General features: G+C 56.1%; 22 protein-coding genes and 1 pseudogene. 9 read left to right on the forward strand and 14 right to left on the reverse strand.

Features of this window, described 5'->3' with window-relative positions:
- Window positions 1–79: 79 nt before the first annotated feature.
- Together ACREAY_RS01695 and ACREAY_RS01700 are read left to right on the forward strand one after the other, a co-directional pair.
- A complete protein-coding gene (locus tag ACREAY_RS01695; RefSeq protein WP_431754028.1) occupies window positions 80–874 on the forward strand; it encodes an MASE3 domain-containing protein in 795 nt (264 codons plus the stop codon).
- Window positions 875–980: 106 nt separating this feature from the next.
- On the forward strand, window positions 981–1352 hold the full coding sequence (locus ACREAY_RS01700) for a hypothetical protein (RefSeq protein WP_431754029.1): 372 nt from the start codon (window positions 981–983) through the stop codon (window positions 1350–1352).
- Here the strand turns inward: ACREAY_RS01700 and ACREAY_RS01705 are convergent.
- The 5 genes from ACREAY_RS01705 to ACREAY_RS01725 form a co-directional block, all read right to left on the reverse strand.
- Complete coding sequence (locus ACREAY_RS01705) at window positions 1349–2188, reverse strand: TrmB family transcriptional regulator (RefSeq protein ID WP_431754030.1); 840 nt, start codon at window positions 2186–2188, stop codon at window positions 1349–1351. The two genes, ACREAY_RS01700 and ACREAY_RS01705, sit on opposite strands and share 4 nt — an antisense overlap.
- Window positions 2189–2305: 117 nt before the next feature.
- Entirely contained in the window at window positions 2306–2428 is a 123-nt protein-coding gene (locus ACREAY_RS01710; protein ID WP_431754031.1) for a hypothetical protein, read from the reverse strand.
- Between the two features lie 54 nt (window positions 2429–2482).
- Window positions 2483–3193, reverse strand: a complete 711-nt coding sequence (locus tag ACREAY_RS01715) for a prepilin peptidase (RefSeq protein ID WP_431754032.1) — start codon at window positions 3191–3193, stop codon at window positions 2483–2485.
- A 117-nt stretch (window positions 3194–3310) separates the two neighbouring features.
- The gene (locus ACREAY_RS01720; protein WP_431754033.1) at window positions 3311–3460 is read right to left on the reverse strand and encodes a hypothetical protein; all 150 of its coding nucleotides are present in this window, start codon (window positions 3458–3460) and stop codon (window positions 3311–3313) included.
- Entirely contained in the window at window positions 3457–3699 is a 243-nt protein-coding gene (locus tag ACREAY_RS01725) for a hypothetical protein (RefSeq protein ID WP_431754034.1), read from the reverse strand. Before ACREAY_RS01725 ends, ACREAY_RS01720 begins: the two co-directional genes overlap by 4 nt.
- Before the next feature lie 165 nt (window positions 3700–3864).
- On the opposite strand from ACREAY_RS01725, the gene ACREAY_RS01730 reads away from it, so the two are divergent.
- The gene (locus ACREAY_RS01730; RefSeq protein WP_431754035.1) at window positions 3865–4305 is read left to right on the forward strand and encodes a pyridoxamine 5'-phosphate oxidase family protein; all 441 of its coding nucleotides are present in this window, start codon (window positions 3865–3867) and stop codon (window positions 4303–4305) included.
- On the opposite strand, the gene acs is transcribed toward ACREAY_RS01730, so the two are convergent.
- The 4 genes from acs to ACREAY_RS01750 all read right to left on the reverse strand — a co-directional run bounded on the left by acs (window position 4302) and on the right by ACREAY_RS01750 (window position 9427).
- The gene (gene acs, locus ACREAY_RS01735; RefSeq protein WP_431754036.1) at window positions 4302–6242 is read right to left on the reverse strand and encodes an acetate--CoA ligase; all 1941 of its coding nucleotides are present in this window, start codon (window positions 6240–6242) and stop codon (window positions 4302–4304) included. The genes ACREAY_RS01730 and acs overlap by 4 nt on opposite strands.
- 80 nt (window positions 6243–6322) lie before the next feature.
- On the reverse strand, window positions 6323–7093 hold the full coding sequence (locus tag ACREAY_RS01740) for a CdvA-like protein (RefSeq protein ID WP_431754037.1): 771 nt from the start codon (window positions 7091–7093) through the stop codon (window positions 6323–6325).
- Window positions 7094–7244: 151 nt separating this feature from the next.
- The gene (locus ACREAY_RS01745) at window positions 7245–7700 is read right to left on the reverse strand and encodes a hypothetical protein (RefSeq protein WP_431754038.1); all 456 of its coding nucleotides are present in this window, start codon (window positions 7698–7700) and stop codon (window positions 7245–7247) included.
- Window positions 7701–7747: 47 nt separating this feature from the next.
- The gene (locus ACREAY_RS01750) at window positions 7748–9427 is read right to left on the reverse strand and encodes an FAD-dependent thymidylate synthase (RefSeq protein ID WP_431754039.1); all 1680 of its coding nucleotides are present in this window, start codon (window positions 9425–9427) and stop codon (window positions 7748–7750) included.
- Window positions 9428–9614: 187 nt separating this feature from the next.
- On the opposite strand from ACREAY_RS01750, the gene ACREAY_RS01755 reads away from it, so the two are divergent.
- A complete protein-coding gene (locus ACREAY_RS01755) occupies window positions 9615–10310 on the forward strand; it encodes a response regulator (RefSeq protein WP_431754040.1) in 696 nt (231 codons plus the stop codon).
- Here the strand turns inward: ACREAY_RS01755 and ACREAY_RS01760 are convergent, their stop codons facing one another.
- From ACREAY_RS01760 to ACREAY_RS01775, 4 genes are all read right to left on the reverse strand, one after another.
- A complete protein-coding gene (locus tag ACREAY_RS01760) occupies window positions 10311–12068 on the reverse strand; it encodes a sensor histidine kinase (RefSeq protein WP_431754041.1) in 1758 nt (585 codons plus the stop codon).
- A 38-nt stretch (window positions 12069–12106) separates the two neighbouring features.
- The gene (locus tag ACREAY_RS01765) at window positions 12107–12589 is read right to left on the reverse strand and encodes a hypothetical protein (protein WP_431754042.1); all 483 of its coding nucleotides are present in this window, start codon (window positions 12587–12589) and stop codon (window positions 12107–12109) included.
- The gene (locus tag ACREAY_RS01770) at window positions 12553–19473 is read right to left on the reverse strand and encodes a hypothetical protein (protein ID WP_431754043.1); all 6921 of its coding nucleotides are present in this window, start codon (window positions 19471–19473) and stop codon (window positions 12553–12555) included. The genes ACREAY_RS01765 and ACREAY_RS01770 overlap by 37 nt, the downstream gene beginning before the upstream one ends.
- A gap of 151 nt (window positions 19474–19624) precedes the next feature.
- Window positions 19625–19762 (reverse strand): hypothetical protein, encoded by a 138-nt coding sequence (locus ACREAY_RS01775; RefSeq protein ID WP_431754044.1) that lies wholly within the window; start codon window positions 19760–19762, stop codon window positions 19625–19627.
- 67 nt (window positions 19763–19829) lie between these two features.
- On the opposite strand from ACREAY_RS01775, the gene ACREAY_RS01780 reads away from it, so the two are divergent.
- Window positions 19830–20297, forward strand: a complete 468-nt coding sequence (locus ACREAY_RS01780) for a hypothetical protein (RefSeq protein ID WP_431754045.1) — start codon at window positions 19830–19832, stop codon at window positions 20295–20297.
- Window positions 20298–20711: 414 nt separating this feature from the next.
- Here ACREAY_RS01780 and ACREAY_RS01785 read toward each other — a convergent pair whose 3' ends face one another.
- On the reverse strand, window positions 20712–21314 hold the full coding sequence (locus ACREAY_RS01785) for a phage tail fiber protein (protein ID WP_431754046.1): 603 nt from the start codon (window positions 21312–21314) through the stop codon (window positions 20712–20714).
- 108 nt (window positions 21315–21422) lie between these two features.
- Between ACREAY_RS01785 and ACREAY_RS01790 the strand changes: the two genes are divergently transcribed.
- The 4 genes and pseudogenes from ACREAY_RS01790 to ACREAY_RS01805 form a co-directional block, all read left to right on the forward strand.
- On the forward strand, window positions 21423–21860 hold the full coding sequence (locus ACREAY_RS01790; protein ID WP_431754047.1) for a hypothetical protein: 438 nt from the start codon (window positions 21423–21425) through the stop codon (window positions 21858–21860).
- A gap of 105 nt (window positions 21861–21965) precedes the next feature.
- Entirely contained in the window at window positions 21966–22559 is a 594-nt protein-coding gene (locus tag ACREAY_RS01795; RefSeq protein WP_431754048.1) for a hypothetical protein, read from the forward strand.
- Between the two features lie 88 nt (window positions 22560–22647).
- Entirely contained in the window at window positions 22648–22839 is a 192-nt protein-coding gene (locus ACREAY_RS01800) for a hypothetical protein (RefSeq protein ID WP_431754049.1), read from the forward strand.
- Between the two features lie 104 nt (window positions 22840–22943).
- A pseudogene (locus ACREAY_RS01805) lies at window positions 22944–23209 on the forward strand (hypothetical protein); the annotation flags it as partial.

Raw genomic sequence — 23209 nt, forward strand, 5'->3', positions numbered from 1 at the left:
ATGAGCGGCGCGCCGCACAAGTCCTTTGCCCTCAAGGTGTCAAAGGCGTTTGGCGGGATCTAGCGCCAGTTGAGCGCAGATGCTATCCCTACAGATACGCTCTCACTGGCAGTCTGCAGTCCTGCTGCTGGCAATAGCCTGCCCCTCGGCAGGCATATTTTTTGCATCAGGCGTCGCCGGGGACTTTGAGAACCGGCTGGCCAGCGGCGCGCTCTTTCTTGCGGCAGGCGCCATGAGCCTCATCGTGTTTTTCCAGGAAATGTACGCCTTTTACGTGACCAACAGCCGCAGGCTCCTCTGGATGTCTGCCGCGTTTTTCACCCTCGGCATAGGGATGTTAGGCAGCTCGATATCGACAAGCGGAGGGCTTGCGGCCGACTCGTATGTGGGCGTCTCTGAAATGTTTCGGGTGACAAGCGAGTTTGCGGCATCTATTTTCATACTGCTTGGCACCCTGCGCGGCGACAAGAGCATCCAGGAGAGCATGGAGTTCAAGGCGTACATCCTTGTTGCCACCATCATGGTCGCGGCGGCTTCAATAATCGTCTACATCGCCACCGTGCAGGACAGCTTTCACGTGCCGGTATACAGCAGCGAGTACGGGTGGAGCCTCTTTTCGCTCTACATAGAGCTGAACGTGTTCTCGTTCTTTCTTGTCATCTCTGGCGTGTACGTCGCCAACCGCAGAAAGAACAAGAGCCCGATACTGTTCTGGTTCATCATCGGTTTTCTGCTGCTGATGTTTTCAGAGATAGCCTTTACGACAGAAAAGGCTCTTGGCATCGGCGCCTCGAGCTCGCTAGAGTGGGCAGGCCGGGCCTTTCTCGTCGCGGCTTTTGCCACCTTTGTCCTCGGCCTGACCAAGGCGCGCTGAGCGCAGATTTCACCTATTTAACCGCTAGCTCGGGCCATTGTCCGTACAATTTTAATGATTTAAATCTATATTTAAATATTAGTTGTCTGTATAAAAGCCTACATACATGGCTGACGATATACGCCTTGGTATTCTCGTGGCAATCGTGACCATAGCGATTCCCACGTTTGTCATTGCGTCCAGCGCGCAGGCAATGGCGGCAGAGATTAGCCCGGCCGCGTCGCTCGCCCAGAACCTGCCGGGAGACGGAGTGTTTTCGTCACAGTTCCAGAATAGCAACCCCGAGGAGGCCATGTACATGATGTATGGCGCGCAGGCAATGGAGGAGCTTGACAGGTGCTTTGAGCCAAAAGGGCCCTATGCCGAGCTGTGCACCGGATCCGTTGACCTCATAGTCAGGAGCTGCAACATTTCTGCGGATGTCCGTCTCGAAGTCTGCGACGACCCGAGGATAAAGGGGCTGTTGCAGGGCGCCTAGGTCGTCCGGTCGAAGAACGTCCGAAAGACGCTGATTATCGGCGCGTTGTTTGTGTAGAACCCCTGCAGCTTGGCCTTGTCTGCCTTTTCGCTCTGCATCACGACGACTATCTCCCTGTTGTCAACCAGGATAAAGTCAGTTGCGGTGGCAGATATGGTCTTGATTGCAAGGCTCTTTTTGGAAGCGCCGGCGAAAAACTCGGACACGCGCTCGCACGGCGTATGCAGGTGCACCGCGATACTCTTGCCGGCCGCGCCAATCACGTCGTCTATCAGGCCCGCGTGGTAGAGGCTGGAACACGTCTTTTCGCTGACGAAAAAGACGAGCTCTTTTTGCGCGCACGATATCATCCTCCGGATGGCCGAGTTTATGGAATTCTCGCCGCTGAGGACCTGGTAGCTGCCGGTCTCCTCCGGGCTCGACACGACCATACTGCTCGATATCCGGTCCATCTCCTCGCAATACTGCTTCTTTGACGCCTCCAGCCGCTCGAGGACAACCCTGTGTGACTCGATCAGGTGGTCAAGTGCCTGCCCCAGTGGCAGCGCGTAATACTTTTGCGGGCGGTCAAACGTCGAAAATACGATGCCCTTTTTCACCAGGCCAGAGATAAAGTTGTAGGCTTCGGTTCTGCCGATGTCGTTATGGCGAGAAATGTCGGCTGCTGTCGAGTGCTTGCGGACCACAAGGTACATCAGGATCTTAGCCTCCTTGGCGTTGAGCCCCAGTTCATGCAGGTCTTCCATGAGCATATCATAGGAAGCCACAAGGGGGTCGTCGGGAGGTAGGCCGAACTTTTGCAGGAACCTTTCGGCCTGCCCCGGGATGGTTGCCAATTGCTGAACATTTCCGGATGTTTTCTCTATCTATTTAAAGGTAAAAAGTTAATGAGAGCAAAAAAGGCAGCACAATATTGCCATATTTCTCCATAAAGTGCGGCGGGCGGAATGTCCCTAGTTATAGAAATCCATAGGGATATTTGGCGTGGTAGCGGCCTGCCAGCATTCGACGCAATAGTTCATGTCGTCTTGGAATATCTCTGCGGCGTGTTCGCATTTGCAGCACTGCTCTTCCATGGCAGAATATAGCGGCCGGCGCAAAAAAGGCGTTTGCGTGTAAAATTGCGGACGCTAGGAAAACAGCGACAGCAAGCCAAAGGCAAGGTCGCCGGCAAACACCATCGCAGCCAGCCCGGCTAGCATGTAGGCAAGAAACGGCATGCCGGGCATCACCCATACGTCTTTTTTTGACTCAAATGGCGCGTCCTCTGTGTTTTTCAGCGCAAAGTCAAACCGCCGTGAGCCTCCCTCCTTGCTCTCCATCAAAAAGGCAAAACCCCGCCCGGACGACCGGTGACCGAGCAGCATGGCCATGGCCTTGCGCCCCTTTGTCTCTTCCATGCCGGCAAACAGGTCCCCGTGGCGCGCCCAGTAGCAGGTGTTCCTTGCGACGTTAAAGGCAAGGTGCGCGGACGAAAGCACAACGGCGTTTGAAAGCAGTGTCAGGGTCGAAAGCGGGTGGACAGCTACCCCCGCGATCATAAACCGGCCGTCATAGGTCGGCAGGATTACTGCAAGCGCGATTATCGCAAGCGCGTCGGCGCCCCCAAACAGACCCGTCCGGTACAGGGCAAAAGACGCGCCGGCGCCGAGCCCGGCAGACAGGAGCGCCGTGACGGTGTCAATGTTTCCATAGTCAAAGAAATAGAGCGCCGCCGCAGGCCCGGCAAACGCCAGCCAGAGCCGGTCGTCCACCTCCCGCTTTTTCATGTCGACAGCCGCCGCTACTGCAAACATGGCAAGCGCTATGCAGACGCGCACCACCAGCAGGTCTGCGTACAATGCGAAAAAGTCATGGCAACAATGTCTTAAGCCTCAGTATGGACGGGATTTTACGGTCTGCCGGCGCATGTCAAGTGAAATACATGCAGGCGCTTATGATGCAGGCCTGTCAGGCCGCTAGGCGTTCTGCAGCGATAGAAACGGCATCACCTTGTCGGCCACGATTGAGACCAGCCCGGGATTTGGGCCCACCATCGTGAGCACAAAGAGCCTGCCGCCAAGCACGAGCGGGACGACGGCCCTGGCCGTCTTTTCATAAAAAGTCACCTGGTACCTGGGGCCTTGCCGGCATTGTCCTCGAAATGTTCCGCGACGAGAGCCGAGACGGCAGACTGCATTGAATACTGCTCTGCCTCCCTGTCCGCAAACCGCGTTTCACGAAAAGCGGCCGTAACCAGGCTGCCAAATTTGTCCGCGAGGCCGACGTAGGCTATGGAATGGTCGAGTGCGACCAGCCTCTGGCAGAACCGGCTATAGTGGCCTTCCTGCTCACTGCCTTCAAGCATCGAAATCACATGGCTGCACTTGCAGGTGTGGCCCCGGCGCTCCGCATGACAGTACAGTTCACTCCAAGGCAGGATAGCGAACTGGGCTAATAAAGTAAATGATGTAAAAAACCGTCTGCCATCTGCTTCACCAAGTACATAAGGGGCCGGGCGTAAAGTACGGCATTGAAGTTCCCCCTCGCAGACAAGAACGCCAGGCGGCTGAATAAAAAAGAGATAGGGCAGCTGCTGGCAGGCCCGAACCTCCTCAGGCTGGCCTTTATGGACGGCGGCGCGCCCATGGTCCACCCCGTCTGGTTCGTGTACGAAGGTGAAAAGTTCTGGGTCGCCGTCGACAGAGAAGGCGCAAAGGCAAGGTGCATCCGTGAGAACCCCGGCGTCTATTTTCTCGTCGACGTCGGCTCCAGCCCGCCAAGGGGCGTGCGCGGCAGGGGGACCGCGATGGTGATTGACGACCCGGCTTTTGCAACAGAGATCACTGAAAAGTGCGTGAAAAAATACCTAAAGACTGCGCGGACAAAAAAAGCAAGGGAGATAATAGAGATGGGAAAAGAGTCGTGCGCCATCGAAATAACGCCCGGCTACATGGCCAGCTGGAAGTTCTAGCCCACCGCTTTCTTTAATTCATCGTACGCCTGCTTGACCTCTTCGATCGCGGCCCCGTCCTCAAGCGTGGTGACGTCGCCTACTGTGTCGCCGCTTGCAATCGATTTTAGCAGCCGGCGCATTATCTTGCCAGAGCGCGTCTTTGGGAGCTTGCCCACGAAATAGACCTCGTCAGGCGTGGCAATCGGGCCGACAGTATTGCGGATGTGGTCGACCAGTTCTTTGCGCAGGGCGTCTGACGCGGTCACGCCTTCCCGGGTCACAAGAAACGAGATTATAGACTCGCCCTTGGTCGCGTCCGGCCTGCTCGTCACGGCCGCCTCTGCATTTGCCTTGTGCGACACGAACGCGCTTTCAAGCTCCATCGTGCCGAGGCGGTGGCCGGCGACCTTTAGCACGTCGTCCGCCCTGCCGAGGAGCCAGAGGTAGCCGTCCCTGTCGACGAGCGCATAGTCGCCGGGATAGTACATGCCTTCAAACTTGCTCCAGTACGTCTTTTTGTATTTGTCGTCGTCGCCCCACAGAGACAGCAGCATCCCGGGCCACGGCCTGCGCACGACGATGTAGCCCTTTGTGCCGGGGCTCACCTGCCCGCCGCTTTCGTCCACCACCGCGGCGTCCACGCCGGGCACCGGGAAACTTGCCGACCCCGGCTTCATCGGGACCATGTCTATGCCCGTGCAGGCAGAAAGCATAATGCCTCCTGTCTCGGTCTGCCACCAGGTGTCGATTATCGGGCAGGCCTCCTTGCCTATCACCCTGAAATACCACATCCACACCTCGGGGTTGATCGGCTCGCCCACCGATCCTAGCAGGCGCAGCGACGATAGGTCAAACGAGTTTGGGATAGAATCGCCATACTTCATGTACATGCGCAGCGCGGTGGGGGTCGTGTAGAGTATCGTGGCCCCGTGCTTTTCTACCGTAGCCCAGTACCTGTCAGGCCTGGAAAAGTCGGGCGCGCCGTCGTACATTATTTCAGTGGCGCCATGCATCAGGGGCGCATAGACAACATAGCTGTGACCAGTGACCCAGCCAATGTCTGCCGTGCAGAAAAATATGTCATCTTTTCTAAAGTCAAAGACCCACTTGGCAGTCGCATAAAGGTGCGTCAGGTATCCGCCCGTTCCGTGCACCACCCCTTTGGGCTTGCCCGTTGTGCCTGAAGTGTAGAGGATGTAGAGAGGATGGGTGCTCTCTACCATTTCCGGCTCACAATAGGGCTTTGCAGCATCGACGACATCGTGCCACCATGCGTCCTTTGGCCCCATCCGTACTTCGTTGCCGGCCCTCTTGAAAACTATCACGCGCTCGACTGACGGCAGAGACGGCAGCGACTCGTCGACGACCTTTTTCAGGTCGACCAGCTTGCCCTTTCTGAACGTGCCGTCCGCGGTGACTATTGCCTTTGACTGCGCGTCGTTGACCCGGTCGGCAAGCGCCTGCGAGCTGAAGCCGGAAAACACTACAGAATGGGTCGCGCCTATCCTTGCGCATGCAAGCATGGCCGCCGGCAACTCTGGCACCATCGGCATGTAGATGGTCACGCGGTCTCCTTTTTTCACGCCAAGGTCCTTTAGCGCGTTGGCAAACCTGTTGACCAGTCGGTACAACTGGAAATATGTCACGGTCCGCGACTCGCCGCTTTCGCTCTCCCAGATTATAGCGGCCTTGTTCTTGGCATCAGTAGCGATGTGCCGGTCAAGGCAGTTGACGGACGCATTGAGCAGGCCGCCGGCAAACCAGCGCGCAAAGGGCGGGTCCCATTCCAGCACGCTGTCCCACTGCCTGTGCCATACGAGGTTTCGCGCCTGCTCTGCCCAGAATTTCTCGGGGTCTGCAAGCGCCAGAGCTGAAAACTCTTCCAGCACCTTTCCAGGCCTCACGGTGACTTTAAGCGCGCTGCTCTCCTCGTACAATTTTGAAGGCTCGCTCAAACGTGCTTGAAAGGGCTTTGTTTGTTTTAAAAGTTGTTCGCTAAAAAAGGAGGAAAAAAGGCCGCAGAGGCCTCACGTAACTACTGCTTCATGACTTGGTTGAGCCATTCGCCTTCGTGGCCCTCGCTGCTGGCAGTCACCGTTATCGGCTTTTCTTCCTCGGCAGCGGCCGGCTGGGCCTCTACCTTGGGAGCCTCGACTGCGGGAGCGGACTCAGGCACCGGGGCTTGCACAGATGTTTGCGACTCGGCGCTGACGCTTTCGATTGTCAGCGACGACAGCTTGCCCTTTACGTTGGTGATCTCGGTCTTTTCGTTGGTGATGTGCTCGACCAGCTCGTCGGTGTTGACCTTGATCTGCAGGTAAGTCTCTTCCTTCAATTCGTTGCTCCTGAACTGGAGTTTAGCGTCAAACAGCACTGCCTTGACCTGCTTGGTCTCGGCGTCAAGCTCTGACAGCCGGGCGACCAGCTTGTCGGTGACTGCCTTTTCAGACTCGCCCAGCTCGGCCATCTTTTTCTCGTATTTGATGGTGACAAGCTCGGCGTCTTCCTTCATGCCGTCGTTTTCGGCCACGATTTCTTGCAGCGCCTTCATCCTCTTTAGCGTGAGCGACTTTTGCCTGATGAGTTTCTGGGCTTCGAGCCTCCACTTGGGGATAAAGAAGACGTATTCGCCCTGGACAACGAGCTGCTCATAAGGCAACTGCTTGATGCCTGACGAGCCGCAGTCCACGCCGACGCTCTCTATCTCGCCGTCGATCTCGGTGATTATGCCGACCACCCTTCCGATGTGAGTACCATAGATGTCCTTGACTTGCTTGCCTACGAATGCGAGCTTTTCTTCGCTCATGCGCAATGCTTTGTATGTAGGTATAATGAACACGGTGTCAAAATTGTTGCATTATTTTGTCAGCGAGCGTTTTACCATATGCGCCGCCAATGCATGATTTTTGTGCGCGAAAATGAAAAAAGAAGGAAAGCGTGGGAGCTTTCCGGGGTTTTTAGCGGACGAACTGCTGCTGCGCCTGGCTGTAGAAAGCGGTCCAGGCCTTTGCGACGTTGGTGTTGAACTCTGTTACTGCATCTACGCTTCTGTTGTAGATTTTCAGGTTCTCCCTCGCCGCGTCCAGCGCGTTTATCGTCAGCTGGTTGTTGATGCCGACTGCCCTGATGGCGTTGTTGGTCATCTCGTTTGCCTGCCTCACAAAGAGGTCGGCGTTGGGGAACGAAGGCACGTTCCAGTTGCTGGCAACCTGCTTCTGGGCAGAGAATGCCGTCTGGATCATGTTCTTGGTTGTCTGGATGTAGTCCAGCTGCAGGTTAGATATTGATTGTAAGTACTGTGGTTGGACCTTTGCTATTTCGTCTACTGTGCGGATCATGTTTTCCTTGACCGAGTCAATTGCGCTTGGCACGTTCGTTTCTTCTTTTGTCTTGTCGACCATTTCGATTACCATACAATGGTTATACACGGTAATATATAAAGCTTGGTCATCAATGGTATTTATTGGTAATCATTACCATTAGAAGCACCTGATTGCCCGGCTTCGGATCTCTTTTTCTCGGTCTTTTTCTCGGCATCCAGCCTTTCCAGCTGGTAGGCGTTCATGTCCACGAATTTCATCCCTTCCGCAAGCACGGGGTGCGCCTGCCTTATCTGGGCATACATCCGCTGGCACACCAGCCTGTAGTCTGGGTGGCCCTGCGGCACCGTGCGCAGCTCTATCATGTGGCAGGCCTCCCGCAGGTTCATCTTTATGAAATACGGGTAGCGGTAGGCAAAGTTTACGACGTACTGCGCCTCCTCCGGCATCTCTATTGCAATTTTATCGTAGGCGTCTTTTGCCATGGTCATGCACTCTTTGAACTCTCTTCCAAGGCCTGCCTCTTCCAGCTCGGAAGGCATGTCAAAGCCGTGCCTTGCCGACAGCAGTTGCCGCTCCATGGTAAGCACGCGGTGGCGGTGGAGGTCCCGGAACATGCCAAAGTTTGTGAACAGCTCAAACGTATACTCTACCATTTCAAAAGCCCTGCCGGGCCTCTGGCGGCGGTTCTCCCGGTGCTGTGTGTACGATTTTATAATGTCATGCAGGTCATGCGTGGGCATAGACCGGACGTACTGCATTATCTTTTCCAGCGGCCGGCCGTCTGCGTGCTCATAAAGGATCGCAGACGCCACACGCGCCTCTGCCTGCGAATTGTCCTCGCACTCTAGCAGTTTTACAAGGTCAGGGTTCTGCTCCACCGCGACGCCTGCGAGGTGCTTTTGCGCAAGGCCGCGGGCGGACGCTTCTGTCTTGGCGAGGTAGTTTTGCAGCGCCTGGCCATACCTGTCGTTTGCGCGCCTCACAAACGACGGTATGACCTGCTGCAATTCCAGGAACGCCTGCTCGCCGAGCGACCGCAGTTCTGCAAGCCCGGAGCCGTGCATGAGCGTCAGCAGGTATTCAAACGCCCTGCCGTTGCCGGTCACGCCCACGTTTGTCATTGTCGACGCAGGCAACAGCCCCCGCAGCAGGTCCAAGGCCTTTGCCCGGATGGTTATCCGGTAGATGCGCCTTGCAGCCTCTACGTCCTTGGCGTCTGCCAGGCTGCCAAACGGCCCCTCGGCCTTTAATTGCGAGTCGAAAAACCCAAGATTTTCTATCGGCTCCCGCTCTTCAAGGAACTTTACAAGCGCGGGTATGCTCTTGCTGTAAGTGTCAAAAGAGCGGTCGCATGCCTGCAGGTAGCGGTCGGCATGCCGGGACGACATTATGCGCTCTTCGTGGTGGTAACGGTAGAGGCCTGATACTTTTTGGTCAAATGTGACGTACCGCGATGACTTTTCCAGGTACGAAAGCCCGATCCTGCGGTCCTCTATTTTCTTGGCCGCAATATTGGAGATGCCCTCAAGGGCCACCTGCGCCTCGCCAAGCTCGGCCACCGAGTCGTCGCCATATTCGAGCAGGACTTTTTTGTAGAATTCCTCCCCCCTGTTCGGGTTCTTGGCAAACTCGTCCAGAAACACGCGCCTCATGCTCTTGTCGGTCCTCGAATACCGAGACATGAGGGCACCCCTGTCGACCTGCCGCGGCGTGATTATTGCAAAGACCGGCCTGTCGGCATTTGAAAAGTGCCCCTCAAGGTTGCGCCTTTCCTCCTCCGAGAACCGGTCGAGAAAGGCTCGGGTGTCAAAGCCCATCGTAAAAGCAGGGCAAATCCCAATAATTAAACCAGCTTGCCCAAACGGCTGCGTTAGTGCAACTTCTCAACATGACAGCAAAATGTTTAAAACATCAGGATAGGACTTCCATACTACGAATCCAGAAATAGATTATACCGCACGCTGCAAGGCTATACTGGCCGAGAACAAGCAGTTAGACCTTGTCATGGTCACGGACAAGTATGCAAACATCATGACCAAGGCCTCGAGGCAGCTGCCCCAGAGCTCGATTCGCCAGCTGTCTGCAGAAGACATTGTGAAGACGGCCCTGAGGAGCAACATTGCCAAGGGGGCGTTCAACGTCAACAGCCCGACCACGGGCATCACCTCAAACATTCACGTCCAGTACAACGCCATGGACATCATCATGTATCCGCTTGAAAGCGACCTCACCCTCATTGCAATAGGCATCGTTGATCCTGCCGCCATCTCTGACATCTATGCGTCCGTCGGCAGGCAGTTCCCGACGAAATTGAAAAAGGCAGTCATCGTTGACGACGAGGAGGATATCAGAAGTTCAATACGCGAAGTGCTAAGAAAGAGGGGCTTTGACGTCGAGGTGGCAGAGAGCGGGCTTGCCGCTATAAAGTCGATAGAAAACGCCAAAAAGCAGGGCATCGAGTACGGCATGGCCGTGCTTGACGTGAGGATGCCGGGCATGGACGGCTTTGAGGTGCACCGGAGGATCCACGAAATATCGCCCAACACCAGGATAATATTCATCACCGCCTTCGAGTACACGCAGGACGAGATAGCAAGAAAGGTGGCAAACCCCAAGGTCAAGATGCTCAGGAAGCCCTTTACGAGGGCCGACCTGCTCCAGCTGATAACCGACGAGACGAACCCGACGCCAAAAGAATAGCTACACAGGGAGGGTGAACGAGAACGTGGCACCCTTGCCTTGGTTGTTTTCTCCCTTTATCGTGCCGCCGTGGGCTTCCACTATCGCCTTGCACAGGTAGAGCCCGAGGCCGGTCCCCTTGGCCCTGTCGGACTTGCTGACGAACTTGCCAAAGAGCTTGTCCTTGACCGTCGGGTCTATGCCCTTGCCGGGGTCTATGACGCTGATGCGCACCAGATCCGGCTCGCCGTCCTTTTCCATGACGACGCGGATAGCGCCGTCGTCTGAAAAGTTGACGGCGTTGTCGACGATGTTGACGAGCACCTGGTTTATCCTGCTCCGGTCGATTGTCAGGTCCTCCATTTCTGCCGGCACAGCCGACTCGAAGACGATGTCGAGGTTCTGCTGCCGCGGTATCCTGAGCTGGGCGTCTTGTATGACCTCGTCTATCAGGCGCTTGATGTTGGCCCTCTGCTTTTGCAGCTTGAAGGTGTTGCTCTCTATCCTGCTGACGTCCAGTATGTCGTTTGTGAGTTTCGTGATGCGGCTTGCGTTGCGCAGGATTATCTTGACGTTCTCGTCATCAGGTATGCTGTCTGCCAGGTTCTCGGCGCTCAGCACTATTGGCAGGACGGGCGTCCGCAGCTCGTGCGCGGCGATGTTGATGAACTCGTCCTTTATCACGTCCTGCTCCTTCAGCCGGTCGTATGCGCCCCTGAGTTCGCTCAGCTGGCTCTTGATCCGGGTGTCCTGCTGGCTCACCGTGGTAAAGAGCCGGCGGTTGAGCAAGAGTATGAACGCTATGAACACGCCGGATATCGCTGCCACGAGGACCGTGGCGATTATGGTAAAGCTCTGGCGCTCTTCAAATACGCTCAAAAAGGGCTCCCGGACGGTGAAGGTCGGCTCAAGCACGGCGACCGTCCACGGATGCTCGTCCCTCACGACCACAGGCTCGTACGCCATCAGGCTCGGCTCGCCGCCCTGTTGCAAATAGTCGGCCACGCCGGACCTCCCCTGCGCCATCAGCTGCAGGTTCTGTAGCGTGACGTCGCGGCCCGGGCCGGCGAGCATCGCCCCGACTTCAGGGCCGGTGATGTTCTTGCCCTCGAGTTCGGCCGAAGGGTGCACCAGTATCGTGCCGTCGTTTGCGACCACGATGAGCGTCCTGTCAACGTCCCCTATCTGCAGAAACGATGCCTTGACCGAGCTGACGGGGACAAGCGCCGCAAGCACTCCTCCAAACGAGCCATCGGCGCCGGACACCGGCACGGCTACTGCAAAGCTGCTGGTGCCGTCCACGCCCTTGAACGACTGCACTATCGAAGACCGGCCCGTGGCAAGCGGGAGTTCGTAAAAGCGCCTGTCAGACATGTCAGAGCCGACGAGGTCCTGCAAGCCTTCTCCCCCCGTGGCCGAGACCAGCGTGCCGCGCGCGTCCAGCCACACTATGGTTTCAGTGTACTGGCCTATAGCTGCCATCGTCACTTCCATTATCTCCCGGGCCGAGGCGCTTTCAGGGTCCTTTCCCGACAGGCTGGCGGCGGACGACGCGAGCGTCCTTTCAATGTTTTCAAGTCCGAAGGTTATTGCCTTTGAAGCTTGCATCGACTCTTCGGTCAGCTGCGCCCTCAGCGCTTGCGACGCAACAAGTTCTATCCTTGCCTGCGTCGTCTGCTGCGAGCTAAAGACCAGCAGCGAAGACACGACGGTCATGCTCGCAAGGGCGACTGTGATTATTATAACAAGGGGGCGTCCGATGCTGCCCCAGCCACTCATATCATCACCCACTCTTCCTCATGATATATAAGAATATACTATGCCCGGGTTCGGTTCCTCAGGTACCAGGCCACCAGGGCGCCGCCCGCGCTGGCGATGGCAACGCCGGCGACTGCGGCGTTGCCCGTGCCGTCCCCGTATGCGACAAACGAGTCGGCAAGTTCGGCGCCATCCGTCCCAAGGTACAAAAAGTGATCTCCGGCTTGTGCCACCTTGAACGGCCCCAGATGCAAGTGCTTGCTCTGGCCCGGCGCGAGTGGAGGGACAGCGAATTCTGCCTGCGAGTCGCTCTTGCCACCTGCAGACACAAAATGGGCCTGCAGCGTCCCCTCCCCGGGAGCTGCACCGCCTGCATTTGTCACGGTCGCCTCGTACGAGACGTAATCTCCAGCCTCGATTATTATGGCCGGCGACTGGCGCGACACCGAGACCTCTTGCTGCGCCCACGCTGCCAGGACAAGGACCGCGATGGCAAGAAGCGGCGTCAGTCGTTCTTCACCCGGACGCCGGCGTGGCCCCACCGCGCCTGCTTTTCGCTGACAGGCCCGGCCTCTACCACAAAGATGTTCCGGCCCGGCGGGAGGACCACCTGCGCCGCCCTGACCTCCGTCGTCCGGCCCTTTATCCTGACCTTCTCCACGCGCTCGCTCATCCTGATGCCTGACGAGTCTGCAGCCCAGTATTTGAGCATGAACTCTTGCGTCCTGCCGGTCCTGTTGACTATTTCAAGGTCGAACACGGCCTGTGCGTCCTGCGCTTCACGCTGCCTGACCTCTACGACGATGTCGTACTCCTCTTCTTCTATAGACGCAAGCCTGTCAGTCACCCTTATCGCCGGATTGCGTTTCTTCGCAATGAGGAACAGAGCGGTTCCCGCGCCCGCGCCTGCAAGGCCGCTCCTCAGAAACACCGCCATCACGCCGCCCGACGCGCCGAGTATCGCGATTGCCACCACTACCAGGACGTAGAGGTTGATTGCAAGCCACGGTATGGTGACTGTGAGCTGCGCCGTGTTGACCAGGTCGCCGCCTGGAATCGAGCGCGCCTCTGCAGTGACTTCAAAGACGCCCGGCTCTGTGAACGGCACGTCCACCAGCAATTGCCTCGACTCGTGAGGCCCTACCTCGGCGACCTGCGACGACTCGTATGGCCTGTTGCCAGACTGGTCATAGTACCAGAAGTTGAGCGTGAACTTTTCGTCCTTGCCGCCAAGGTTGTCCATCTCCACCAGGAAAGTCGCGGTGGCCTTGGGCGGAATGACGTTCTCCTGCCTGACGTCCTGCACGGTTATCCTGACTTCGATGTCTCCCACCTGGAAGGTCCTGTACGACACCGGCTTGATGAATATCCCGACGGTGTCTGCTATCCTGACGCTCAGCTTCTTTTGGCCAAACTCCTCGATAACTTCCACCGGCACGCTATCTTGCACGTCGCCGACTGCGAGCGACTCGGCGAGGTCGACTGCAAGGGCCGCGCCGGCTACGACTGGCGGAACGGTGCCCGGAGACACGTTGCCGCCCTGCGTGCCGCCGGAAGGTGCGGGCGCCTTGGTCGCGGTGACGGCATAGGTGGAGAAGTGCTCAAGGTGCGCCACGTACACGTACTGTCCATTCACGGGTGCCGCCGGGCTGTCGATTGCGCTTACCTGCCGCCATGCGCCGGCGGCCTCGTCAAGCAGGCTCAGCGACATCACCGGGACCCTGTTTGAATCCCTCTGGACGCCCTGCTGGCTGGCCCAGGATTCGCTGACTGCAAACGTAAAGGTCGGCAGATCCTTGTAATGCCCGGAGGCTCCCGGGTCGGCCCCTGAAAAGCTCCCGACCCAGTCAAAGTCCATGTACATGGCCTTGATGCCGCCTGACAGCTGCGGGGCATCGGCCGGCGGCGAGTCGATTATACTCAGCACCATCGCAAAGTCAGTCGAGTTCACCTTTGGCGTATATTCGACCTTCATCCAGGAGATATTGCTATGCTCCGAAGTCTGAGGCGTCCCGGACAGGTCAATGGGCATGAGAACCGGCATGTTGGCGGGCACGCTGGCCATCCTGACAGTCACCAGGGCGTCGTCTCCCGGCAGCTGCTGCGTGGGCACCAGGTTGACTTGGTACGTGGGCAGAACCATTGCTATCTTTGACGGATCTGGATACGATGCCCAGCCGCCGATGGACAGGGTGGGTGGGTTGAGCTGGTCGACAAGCTGGCTTGCGGTGAGCATGGTAAAGGTGCCGCCGACGGGCGCCCCTGGCAGGGGCCTTACAGCGCTCGCATTGGACGCCATCATCATGTTCAAGAGTGGCGCAGGGCTTCCCGGCGGTGGGGGCGTCGGGGCGGAGCTCCACGTCCATTCGGCCCTGGCGGCTATGCCCACCGCGTCGCTCAGCCCCCTGCCTAATACTGCAGTCCTCGCTATGCTGTCGCCTACTGCAATGGCATCTGCTACAACAGGCGGGGGTGCAAACTCGTCGCCAAGGGCCATGAATTCGCCAAAGTGCAGGACCTGATTGCATGCAAACGGCGTGCACTCGCCCAGCACGAATTCCTCGCTAAAGTTCCTGTTCCAGTGCACCGAGACGTTCGTCAGGGCGGCGCCGACTGTGAGCGTGTCGTTGATGCTGACTATCTTGCCCGATGTTACCGCTATTGCGTCTGCAATTGCCAGAGAGTCAGCGTTAGAGCTCGCGGATAGCTTGCCGGCAACAACACTGACAACGTCAGACACCGCCACCGCGTCAGCCAACATGCGGTTTACGTGTATCGATATCGCCTCTGTCACGGCTATCGAGTCGGTTGTGCGCGGAGGCACGACTGCCTTGACCTGGTCTGCTATTGCCAGCGAGTCGGCGGTGATTACGGAAAGCGACGTCGGCCTTGTCTGGTCTACTACGGTCAGCGAGTCTGCGATATTGACTGCTACTGAGGATTTTCGGGTCTCGTCTGCGACCGCGAGTGCGTCGGCAATGTTTATTGCAATTGACGCCGGCCTGGCAGAATCTCCGATGCCTATCGAGTCGGCAATATTGATTCTGGCAGAAACGATCCGGGTTTCGGCTGCAATGCCGAGCGAGTCTGCGATAGTTACCGTGATCGATGTTGGCCGGGCCGAGTCCTGCACAGTCACGCTATCAGACAGGGAGCGCGTTACTGACACGCGTATCTTGTCGGCAAAGACTACTGCGTCGGCAACCATTCTTGGCGGCTGAGATGCGCCTTCCGCCTGATCAAATATCGATACCGCGTCTGCCAGGCGGTACGTTACAGACCTGGTTATCTTGTCGTCGATGTTGAGCATGTCGTTGGCTGCGTCACGCGTTGTCATGGTTTTTGCGGCAACGGCGTCAGTCACAGATACGGCGTCAACAATGTTGTGTGTGACAGATGTGGATATCACGTCGGCGACAGAGAACGAGTCAGACATGCGCGGGTTGACGGCTGCCTTTACCACATCTGTCACCGCAACAGAGTCAGATGCAGATCTGCCGGTGATCTTTGCCGCCAGTGCGTCGGCGACTGTGATCGAGTCTGCAACGTTGCGGCTGCCAATCTTGGCAGTTACCGTATCGGCTATTGCCAGTTCGTCTGGGAGGCTTCTGGCCGTCACCCTGGCCGACACGAGGTCTGTTGCAGAGAGCGTGTCGGATATGGATATCGCTGTTATCCTTGCGGTGATGGCGTCGGTGATTGCCAGACTATCAGATATCGCCGTTGCCGTGATCCGGGCAGTGATGGCATCGGCTATCGTTACGGCATCAGAGACAGTCCGGGCGCCGACCTTGGCTGACGCTGCATCGGTCACGGCCAGGGCATCAGATATCTGCCTTGATGCAAAGAGGGTCTGCTTTGTTGCGTCCGTAACGGCAAGGATGTCAGTGGCGAACCTCGTGGCAGACGTGGTTGCAACGACGCTGTCAGTAACAACAAGCGCGTCTGTCATGGATCTCGACGCGGATGTGGTTGCAGACACTGTATCGGTTACTGCAACGCCGTCAGCTGCCAAGCGCGAAGCAGCCAGCGCATAGGATATCGAGTCTGCAAGCGCGACTGCGTCTGCGATAGACCTTGCATAAACGACGGTCCTTGCTGTTGCGTCTGTCATGGAAAGTGTTTCCGCGACGGATCTTGAAGCAGGATAGGTCGAGGCTATTGCGTCTGCCACCAACAGCGCGTCGGCGGTTGACCGGCTTGCAAGGTACGTCCCTGCCGCCGAGTCTGCGGCCGTAATAGTATCAGAGATTGAACTTGTGAAGGCCGCCATGCGCGCAATGGAATCTGTCGTTGCGAGGCTGTCGGCAACAGCCTGTGCGTATGCGACCGTCCGGGCAATAGAGTCAGTCACACCAAGCGGATCTGATGCGGACCGCAAGGCTAGCAGCGACCTCGCCATGCCGTCGGCAAATGCAATGCTGCCTGCTATCGAGCGGAAGGCTGACAGCGTCTTTGCTATTTCGTCAATAACTGCAACAGAGTCCGATATTGACCGGGCAAGCGACGCGGTCCCGCTCGCTGCATCGGTTGCGGTAATCGTGTCGGCGATAGAGCGCGACGTTAAGGCTGTGGCTCCAATCGAGTCCATGATAGAAACAGAGTCTGACACCGACATGTTCAGGGCAGCTGTCGCCATTACAGCATCCGCGACCGTCAGCGAGTCAGAGACCAGCTTTGTCGTAAAGTTGTTCCTGCTCGCGAGGTCATCGACGGTGACAGAGTCGCTGATGGAGCGAGTGAACGTGGTTGCCCGCGCTATTGCGTCGGTCGCTGCCACGCTGTCGGCGATGGCCGTGGCGTAAGCTTCGGTCGTAATAGCGGCATCCGTAAGAGTCACGGCGTCTGCGACAGACCTGGCAAATGCAGTCGTGTGGTCTGCAGAGTCGGTCAGGAAAAGCGCGTCGGTTATTGACCTTGAGGGACCGTATGTCAGGTTTATTGCATCAGTGGCGGCAACAGTGTCGGAAGCAGAGCGAGCGAATGTGGCTGTTCTTGCGATGCTGTCTGTTGTTGCAAGGGTATCAGACGTGGAACGAGAGTAGGCTGTGGTGCCGGCGGCCGAGTCGGTAACAGATATCAAGTCAGAGATTGACCTTGATGGAGCATACGTCCTTTCTGCCGAGTCAGTAATCGTAACCGGTTCTGCAACTGCGCGAGCAAACGATATCGCGCTTGCGACCGAGTCCGCGAGGGATACTGTGTCTGAAATAGAACGGGCATATGCCACCATCTTGGCGATGCTGTCCGTAACGGCGAGCGAGTCACTATTTGACCTCTGGTAAAGTGCGGTTCTTGCAGCCGCGTCTGTTGTTGTAACGGTGTCGGCCATTGACTTCGAAATGATGTGTACCCTTGCCGCGCTGTCAGAAACCGTGGCTGCGTCAGACAGTGACCTGCTCAGGACTTTCCGGATGAATGTAGAATCAGAAACCGCGAGCGAATCTGAAGGGGAACGTGAGAATGGCGCCGGCTTCAAAGCAATAGTCATCATGCCCTTTACGTTGTTTCCGGTCAGCGTATTAGTTGTGGCCGCGTAGGCGCTCGCGGTTGCTTTTTCTCCGGTGATGATGCCAAGCCGGCCGTCATTGCCCTGTGTCGTGCCAATATTTGACCGGGTCGTGATGTTTGCAAGGTTGGCGTTCGTCCAGGTAGCGCCAAAATCCTGGTTGTCATCCGCAATGGCCGCTGCAACTACCACAAGGGCGTTTGCGACCGTTGTCGTGGCGCCCGTGGCGGACAAGCTGTTATTTACAGTCGCGTCTACGTTGCCGCTTGTCACGTCCCACGGGTCGCCCGTCGTGATAACGCCTCGGAAAGCGAGAATGACACCGAGCTGGTGGTTGCCCGAGTCAGAGACCGTCGGGTTCCCCTGCGACCCGTTGTACCGCGACCAAAAGACAGTAAGCCTTGTTCCTGCCGGGGTTGTGCCCGTGCCCTGCGGGGAATTGGTAACCTCTGTCCACGTCCCGCCGTTCTGGTTAGAAATGGTGACTGCCTCATTGGCAGTCTCTACAAAGAGCAACAGGATATCGTTAGTCTGGAGGCTTCCGGGAAGCGCGGGTGTGATCGTGCCAGTGCCGTCTGCAGAAGTGCCGGCCCCGACGTATGTGGGAAGAGGTGGAGGGTCGACAATATAATCAAACTCTACGCTTCCGCCCAACACTCGAAGGTCAAAAGTGTCCTGGCTTCCCTGAAGGTTTGTCAGGAAGACCTTGCTGTACTCGTTTGAGTTTATTGAAGTGAATTCTGCGACCAATTCATTTCCATTAATTTCGTAAACCTGTATCCTCGGAGTTCCAGAAATAATTCTTGGATAGATGGTAATGTCTTTTGTCGATGTCAGGCTCTGCTCAAAAGTTACGCGGACCCGATGCCCATCTGCTATCTCTTCGCTCCAGATGCCGTCCAGCCTCCGGGACTCATCATAAATGTCACCAACAAGCCGCCCTTCCGAATCCAGATGATAGGCTGAGGATATCTCTATCCGAGACTTGCCGGCACCATCCCCGTACTCCTGGGCGGAAGAAGGAGTTGCTGTAGCTATTGACGAGACCACAAAGACTGCCATCACCAGCAGGATGACACTGGTCAGGGGCACGATCTCCTTGTTCGGAGCTGCATCGTCGTTGGCTCGTTTGATCAGAAAGAGCGTCAACAACATCCTCCTCTGCATACGGCCGCCTGAAACGGCAGGCTGTCTGGCTACCACTACTACAATAGCTCCTGCCAAAAGCACGGCGGAAATAGAGGTGTTGACCAGCACCGCGTTTTGCATGCTCTTTTCCATTGCGATGTACGATTTGGCGGCAGCTATCTGACGCGAAAACTTGCTACTATCGTCCGGATCCGAGCCGCCCTCGCTAAGCGTGGCAACCTCGGAAAAGTCCATCTCGCCTGCCTCTATCGTTGCCACTTCTGCGACAGGGGTGCCGGACTGCGCAATTGCGCCCGTCCCGTACAGGCGACCATCCATCTTGTTGTTTCCAAGCAGGATCCGCTGGTTTGAGTCGATCCTCGGGCCTGCGGGCTGTTGCGGACCCAGCGTCCTTGCCTGCGTTGTACCTGCCGTCTGGCCTGCCGGCCCGCCAAACTCGGACGCGACGCTCACGCCGTCTGATATCCCCCTTGCAAACGTCCTTGCAGCAAAGTTCCTTGACGCAGGGTTGTCAAAGTAGCTTGCCACTGAAACAGAATCGGCCATCTGCCGCGCGTATGTCTGTCCGCTCTCGCTGGCTGCAGAAGCATCCGGTGCATGTTGTTGGAGAGCACTGTCTGCAAAAACGTCGTTCGTGTCTGCAGCCATGAAAAACACTGCCGCGCCTACGAGGGCGAGCAGAATATATGAAAAGTGTCCTTCCGTGGCGGACTCTCTGGAGAGTAGCCCTGCTCTTACGGTAAAGCCTACGAGGCTCCTCTCCAACATACAGCCTACCTAGCAGAGGCTTATTATTTAAATCTATGTTTAAATTAGCTCTTTTTCCGGATGCACAGCACAAGCCCAGGGCAACGCCTGCTTGCAGCGCGTTTAGAGCCTTCATACCTAAAATAGTTTTGTACGTTAATTGAGGAAAAAACTAACTCTCATAATTTATCGCACCGGCGCCGCACCTGTCTGTGCCGCTGCCGCCGTCTATCTTGTTGCGGCCGCCGTTGTCGTCTATGCGGTCGTTGCCGCCGGCCCCTCCAACCCCTATTGTGTGAATAACCTTCATGACAACATGACGTTTTGAGCAGAGACAGGCCTTCGGGCAAGTCCATGCTCAGGAAAAAAAATCAAAAATGAGTTCAGATGGAACGACGCAACCGGCAGCAACGGCCCCAAACGCCAACCTGGAGAGGACCAGGGCTACAGCGGTAGCACGGGCGACGCCCAAGGGGCCAGTGTTGAGCCAAGAAGAGATCGCCAAGCTCGACGCAATCACCGAACAGAGGAAGAAGGAGCAGAACTACGTCCAGATTGAGGACAAGACGCGGGTTTTATTCTTCCCAAACGCCACTGACTTTGTCATGGCGGAAAAGGCGTTCGGCTCCGTCAAGGACGCCAAGACATCGACCAGGGTGACTTGGAAGGTAATCGACCCCAACCTCGACGCGCAGGACCTGAAAGAGTTTACGACGTCACTGCGGCTGGGTGAAGACATCGCAGCTCAACTGAAGCTTGGCAACAAGGTGCTTCAGATCACTAGAAAAGGTACAGGCACAAATACTGAATACACAGTAGTGCCAACAGAACCGGAATGGACGTAACTGAAAAAATCCGTCTATGAAATCTATAATATAATTCTATTTGGCGGGCCACGGGGGTAGTTTTTGTTTTGTAAATAACCCCTCTTTTTTCTATAAGATTTACAATCGATTATGTCAGAATTACAAGAGTTAACGGTACGATTTACATCACTTTTCCAAAAAAGGTCGGCCCAAATAATTAGGAATTTCAGGGGGTAGTCGTGGACATGTGAACCCAATTTTTATTAGTAGTAAATATTATAGAATAATGTTCAGTGTGTGTATGCGTCGTCATGTCTGCTATGTAAGTGCGAAGCACTTGCAGTCCTCTCTGAACGCAAATACTCGCACCCGGGTTTGGGTGCGCGGCCTAGTCTAGCAGCCTGAACTATTCTGTTTCAAGCTTTTTTGGTATTTGAAAAAGGATCGTCGCCGTTATGTCGGCGACAGGGTAATCGTCCACGTCACAGTGAGCGTGTCGGTTGCAGCCTTTTGAATATCGCTAGCAAAGGCCTGCCTTGCAAGCATGTTGCCGCCTGATGCGGCGTTAAAGATGCCGCTCTCCCTCAAAGTCCCGGTCGCCTGATTGGGAAGGAACGTAACAGACAGGATTACCTTGTTGCCTCCCGATGTCGTGTACTGCGCAGTTGCGTCCTGAACCCTCGCATAACTTGCGCCAGCGGGCAGCTCGGCCACCAGCGCAGTCTGCGCAGGGTCAGCGGCGGTGTTGCTGGTTCCAAGGGCGATGTAATTGTACGGCGCAGGCGAGTTCACAGTGCCGTCGTGCGGCGCAATCCTCGACGCTACGCCTTCTACGCCGGCGCTCACTATGAGGTTGTCAAAATGCCTCTCGTCCTTTATCTTGCCAGACTCGTCATAGAGCAATACGTCCACCTTGCCCTTCAGGTGCAAGCCTTCAGACGCCGGACCGCTGCTGCTCGCAAGCATGGAAACTGCAAACGGCAGGGCCACGCCTGACACGATAAGCGACACGCCCAGAACGGCAGCTAAGGGCATCCACTTGCCTGCGCTATGCATGTAAAGTAGAGCAGTGACGTATTATTTAAATCTATATTTAAATAGCAGATACAGGCTAAAAACCGCCTAGAAAAAGTAAATAATGCTCGATCTAAAAGGCATTTCGGTATGGCACTCCGGGAGTATGCGAAGTATGGAGGCATTACGGCAGCAATCTTTGCAGTCTTTGTCGTGCTGGCCCAGGCGCAGGCAATCAGCGTGCCGTTCTTTACACCTGCCACCATCAGGGTCAACGGGCTTGGCGACAACTATGGTCTGAACGGGGACGCAACCTTTACGATAACGGCGCACGGATACGGCTCCAACTGCCACGCGCTGCAGGTAGAGGCTGTCCACGACGGCGAGCGCAAGTCATTTTACAGAAAGGCCGACGACTGCAGGTACATGGAGATCACGCACGGGCCGTACAATTTCACGCGCTCTTTTGAATACGGGAGTGAAGTGCTCAGCAGCAAAGGGGAATACAAGCTTGACGTGCGCTTTGAAGACTTGGTAGACGGCAGAAAGGCATCGCTGACAAGAAACTTCAGTGTGGGTACAGAATGATTCTACCGCCACTTTATTAACCACGGTCGGGTACTAGAGGTACGGAACTTTATTCTTATCTAATTTAAAAGTAGATTTAAATAATAGAGTATTCCATAGGGTGGCATGGAGAAATCCAACCGCGGTATCTTGCTTGCAGCGCCAGTTGCAATGGCGGCCCTCCTGTTGGGCCTCGTTGCTCCGGGAACTGCTCTGATGAGTACCCAGGCAACAACCGATAGCGTCGGTCCGCACGGCTATGTGGTTGTCACCGTGACCAGGGATGGAAACGAGGTCTACAGGCACGAGGATCACAACCTTATCACTAACGCAGGTAAGGACTTTATCTCTGCCCAGATCGGTTCGACCACTCCAGCTGGAAACGGTGCCAACTTCATTGCACTGACTACAACTGCAGTTACACCGGCTGCAGGCGATACAGCACTGGCAGGCGAAATTACCAGTGGAGGCTTGTCAAGGGGAACGGCGGGTACATATGCACACACTAACGGACAGAGCACATTCACCGTTACAAAGCAATTCAGTGCAACAGCAACCCACACAAACGTTCAGTCCGCAGGCCTCTTTACCGCTGCGGTCACCGGTACGCCCGGAGCTGGCGGCGACGATGGAACCATGATGGCTGAAAATACGTTCAGCTCGGTGACTCTTCAGAACGGCGACCAACTCACCATTACTTGGACCATAACGCTGTCCTAGATAGCGTAGGTCCGGGTTTCTTTTTATCATCAATTCCTAGCGGAAGCTGTTCAACATTCTTAAATAACACGTTAGATAACATGGACGCATGTCCAAAGGGGCAATGATAGCAGTCATCGCAGGCGCAATAATCGTGGCCGCCGTCGCAGGTGTCGTCGCTTCCATGTCTGCCCCATCTGCCGCGCAGGACAACAGCACAGACATCGGAACTGGTAGCCAGGGCGGCAAAAAGATAACCATAAACCTAGACGAAAACCTCGGCTTGAAAGAAAATTCCTAGGTCGACAGCATCTGCAGGGAAGAAATGGACAGGTTAGAGGATTTTTACATAGCTTTAAATGAAAACTCTTAAAAAGGATTTAAATCTATATTACAACGATCACAGTGCTAAAGGCAGAAGACCCTCAGAAACGCCGATGGCAGGACTATGGCCTGATTAAAGAGGGCGTCGTCAAGGTCCTGCTTGACCACCCGGAAGGGATGACGGGGGCCAAGATAGCCGAGCTTGTTGGCATCACGCAGGGCGCCATGTCAAAGTATCTGTCAATGTTGAGGGTCGACGGCACAATCACCAGCCGCAAGATAGGCGTCGCCAAACTCTGGAAGCTGGTGAGTCAGGCAGACAGGGCAGGGATGCTCGCAGATAAGAT

The sequence above is a fragment of the Nitrososphaera sp. genome, from assembly GCF_050748925.1.
Classification (GTDB): Archaea; Thermoproteota; Nitrososphaeria; order Nitrososphaerales; family Nitrososphaeraceae; genus Nitrososphaera.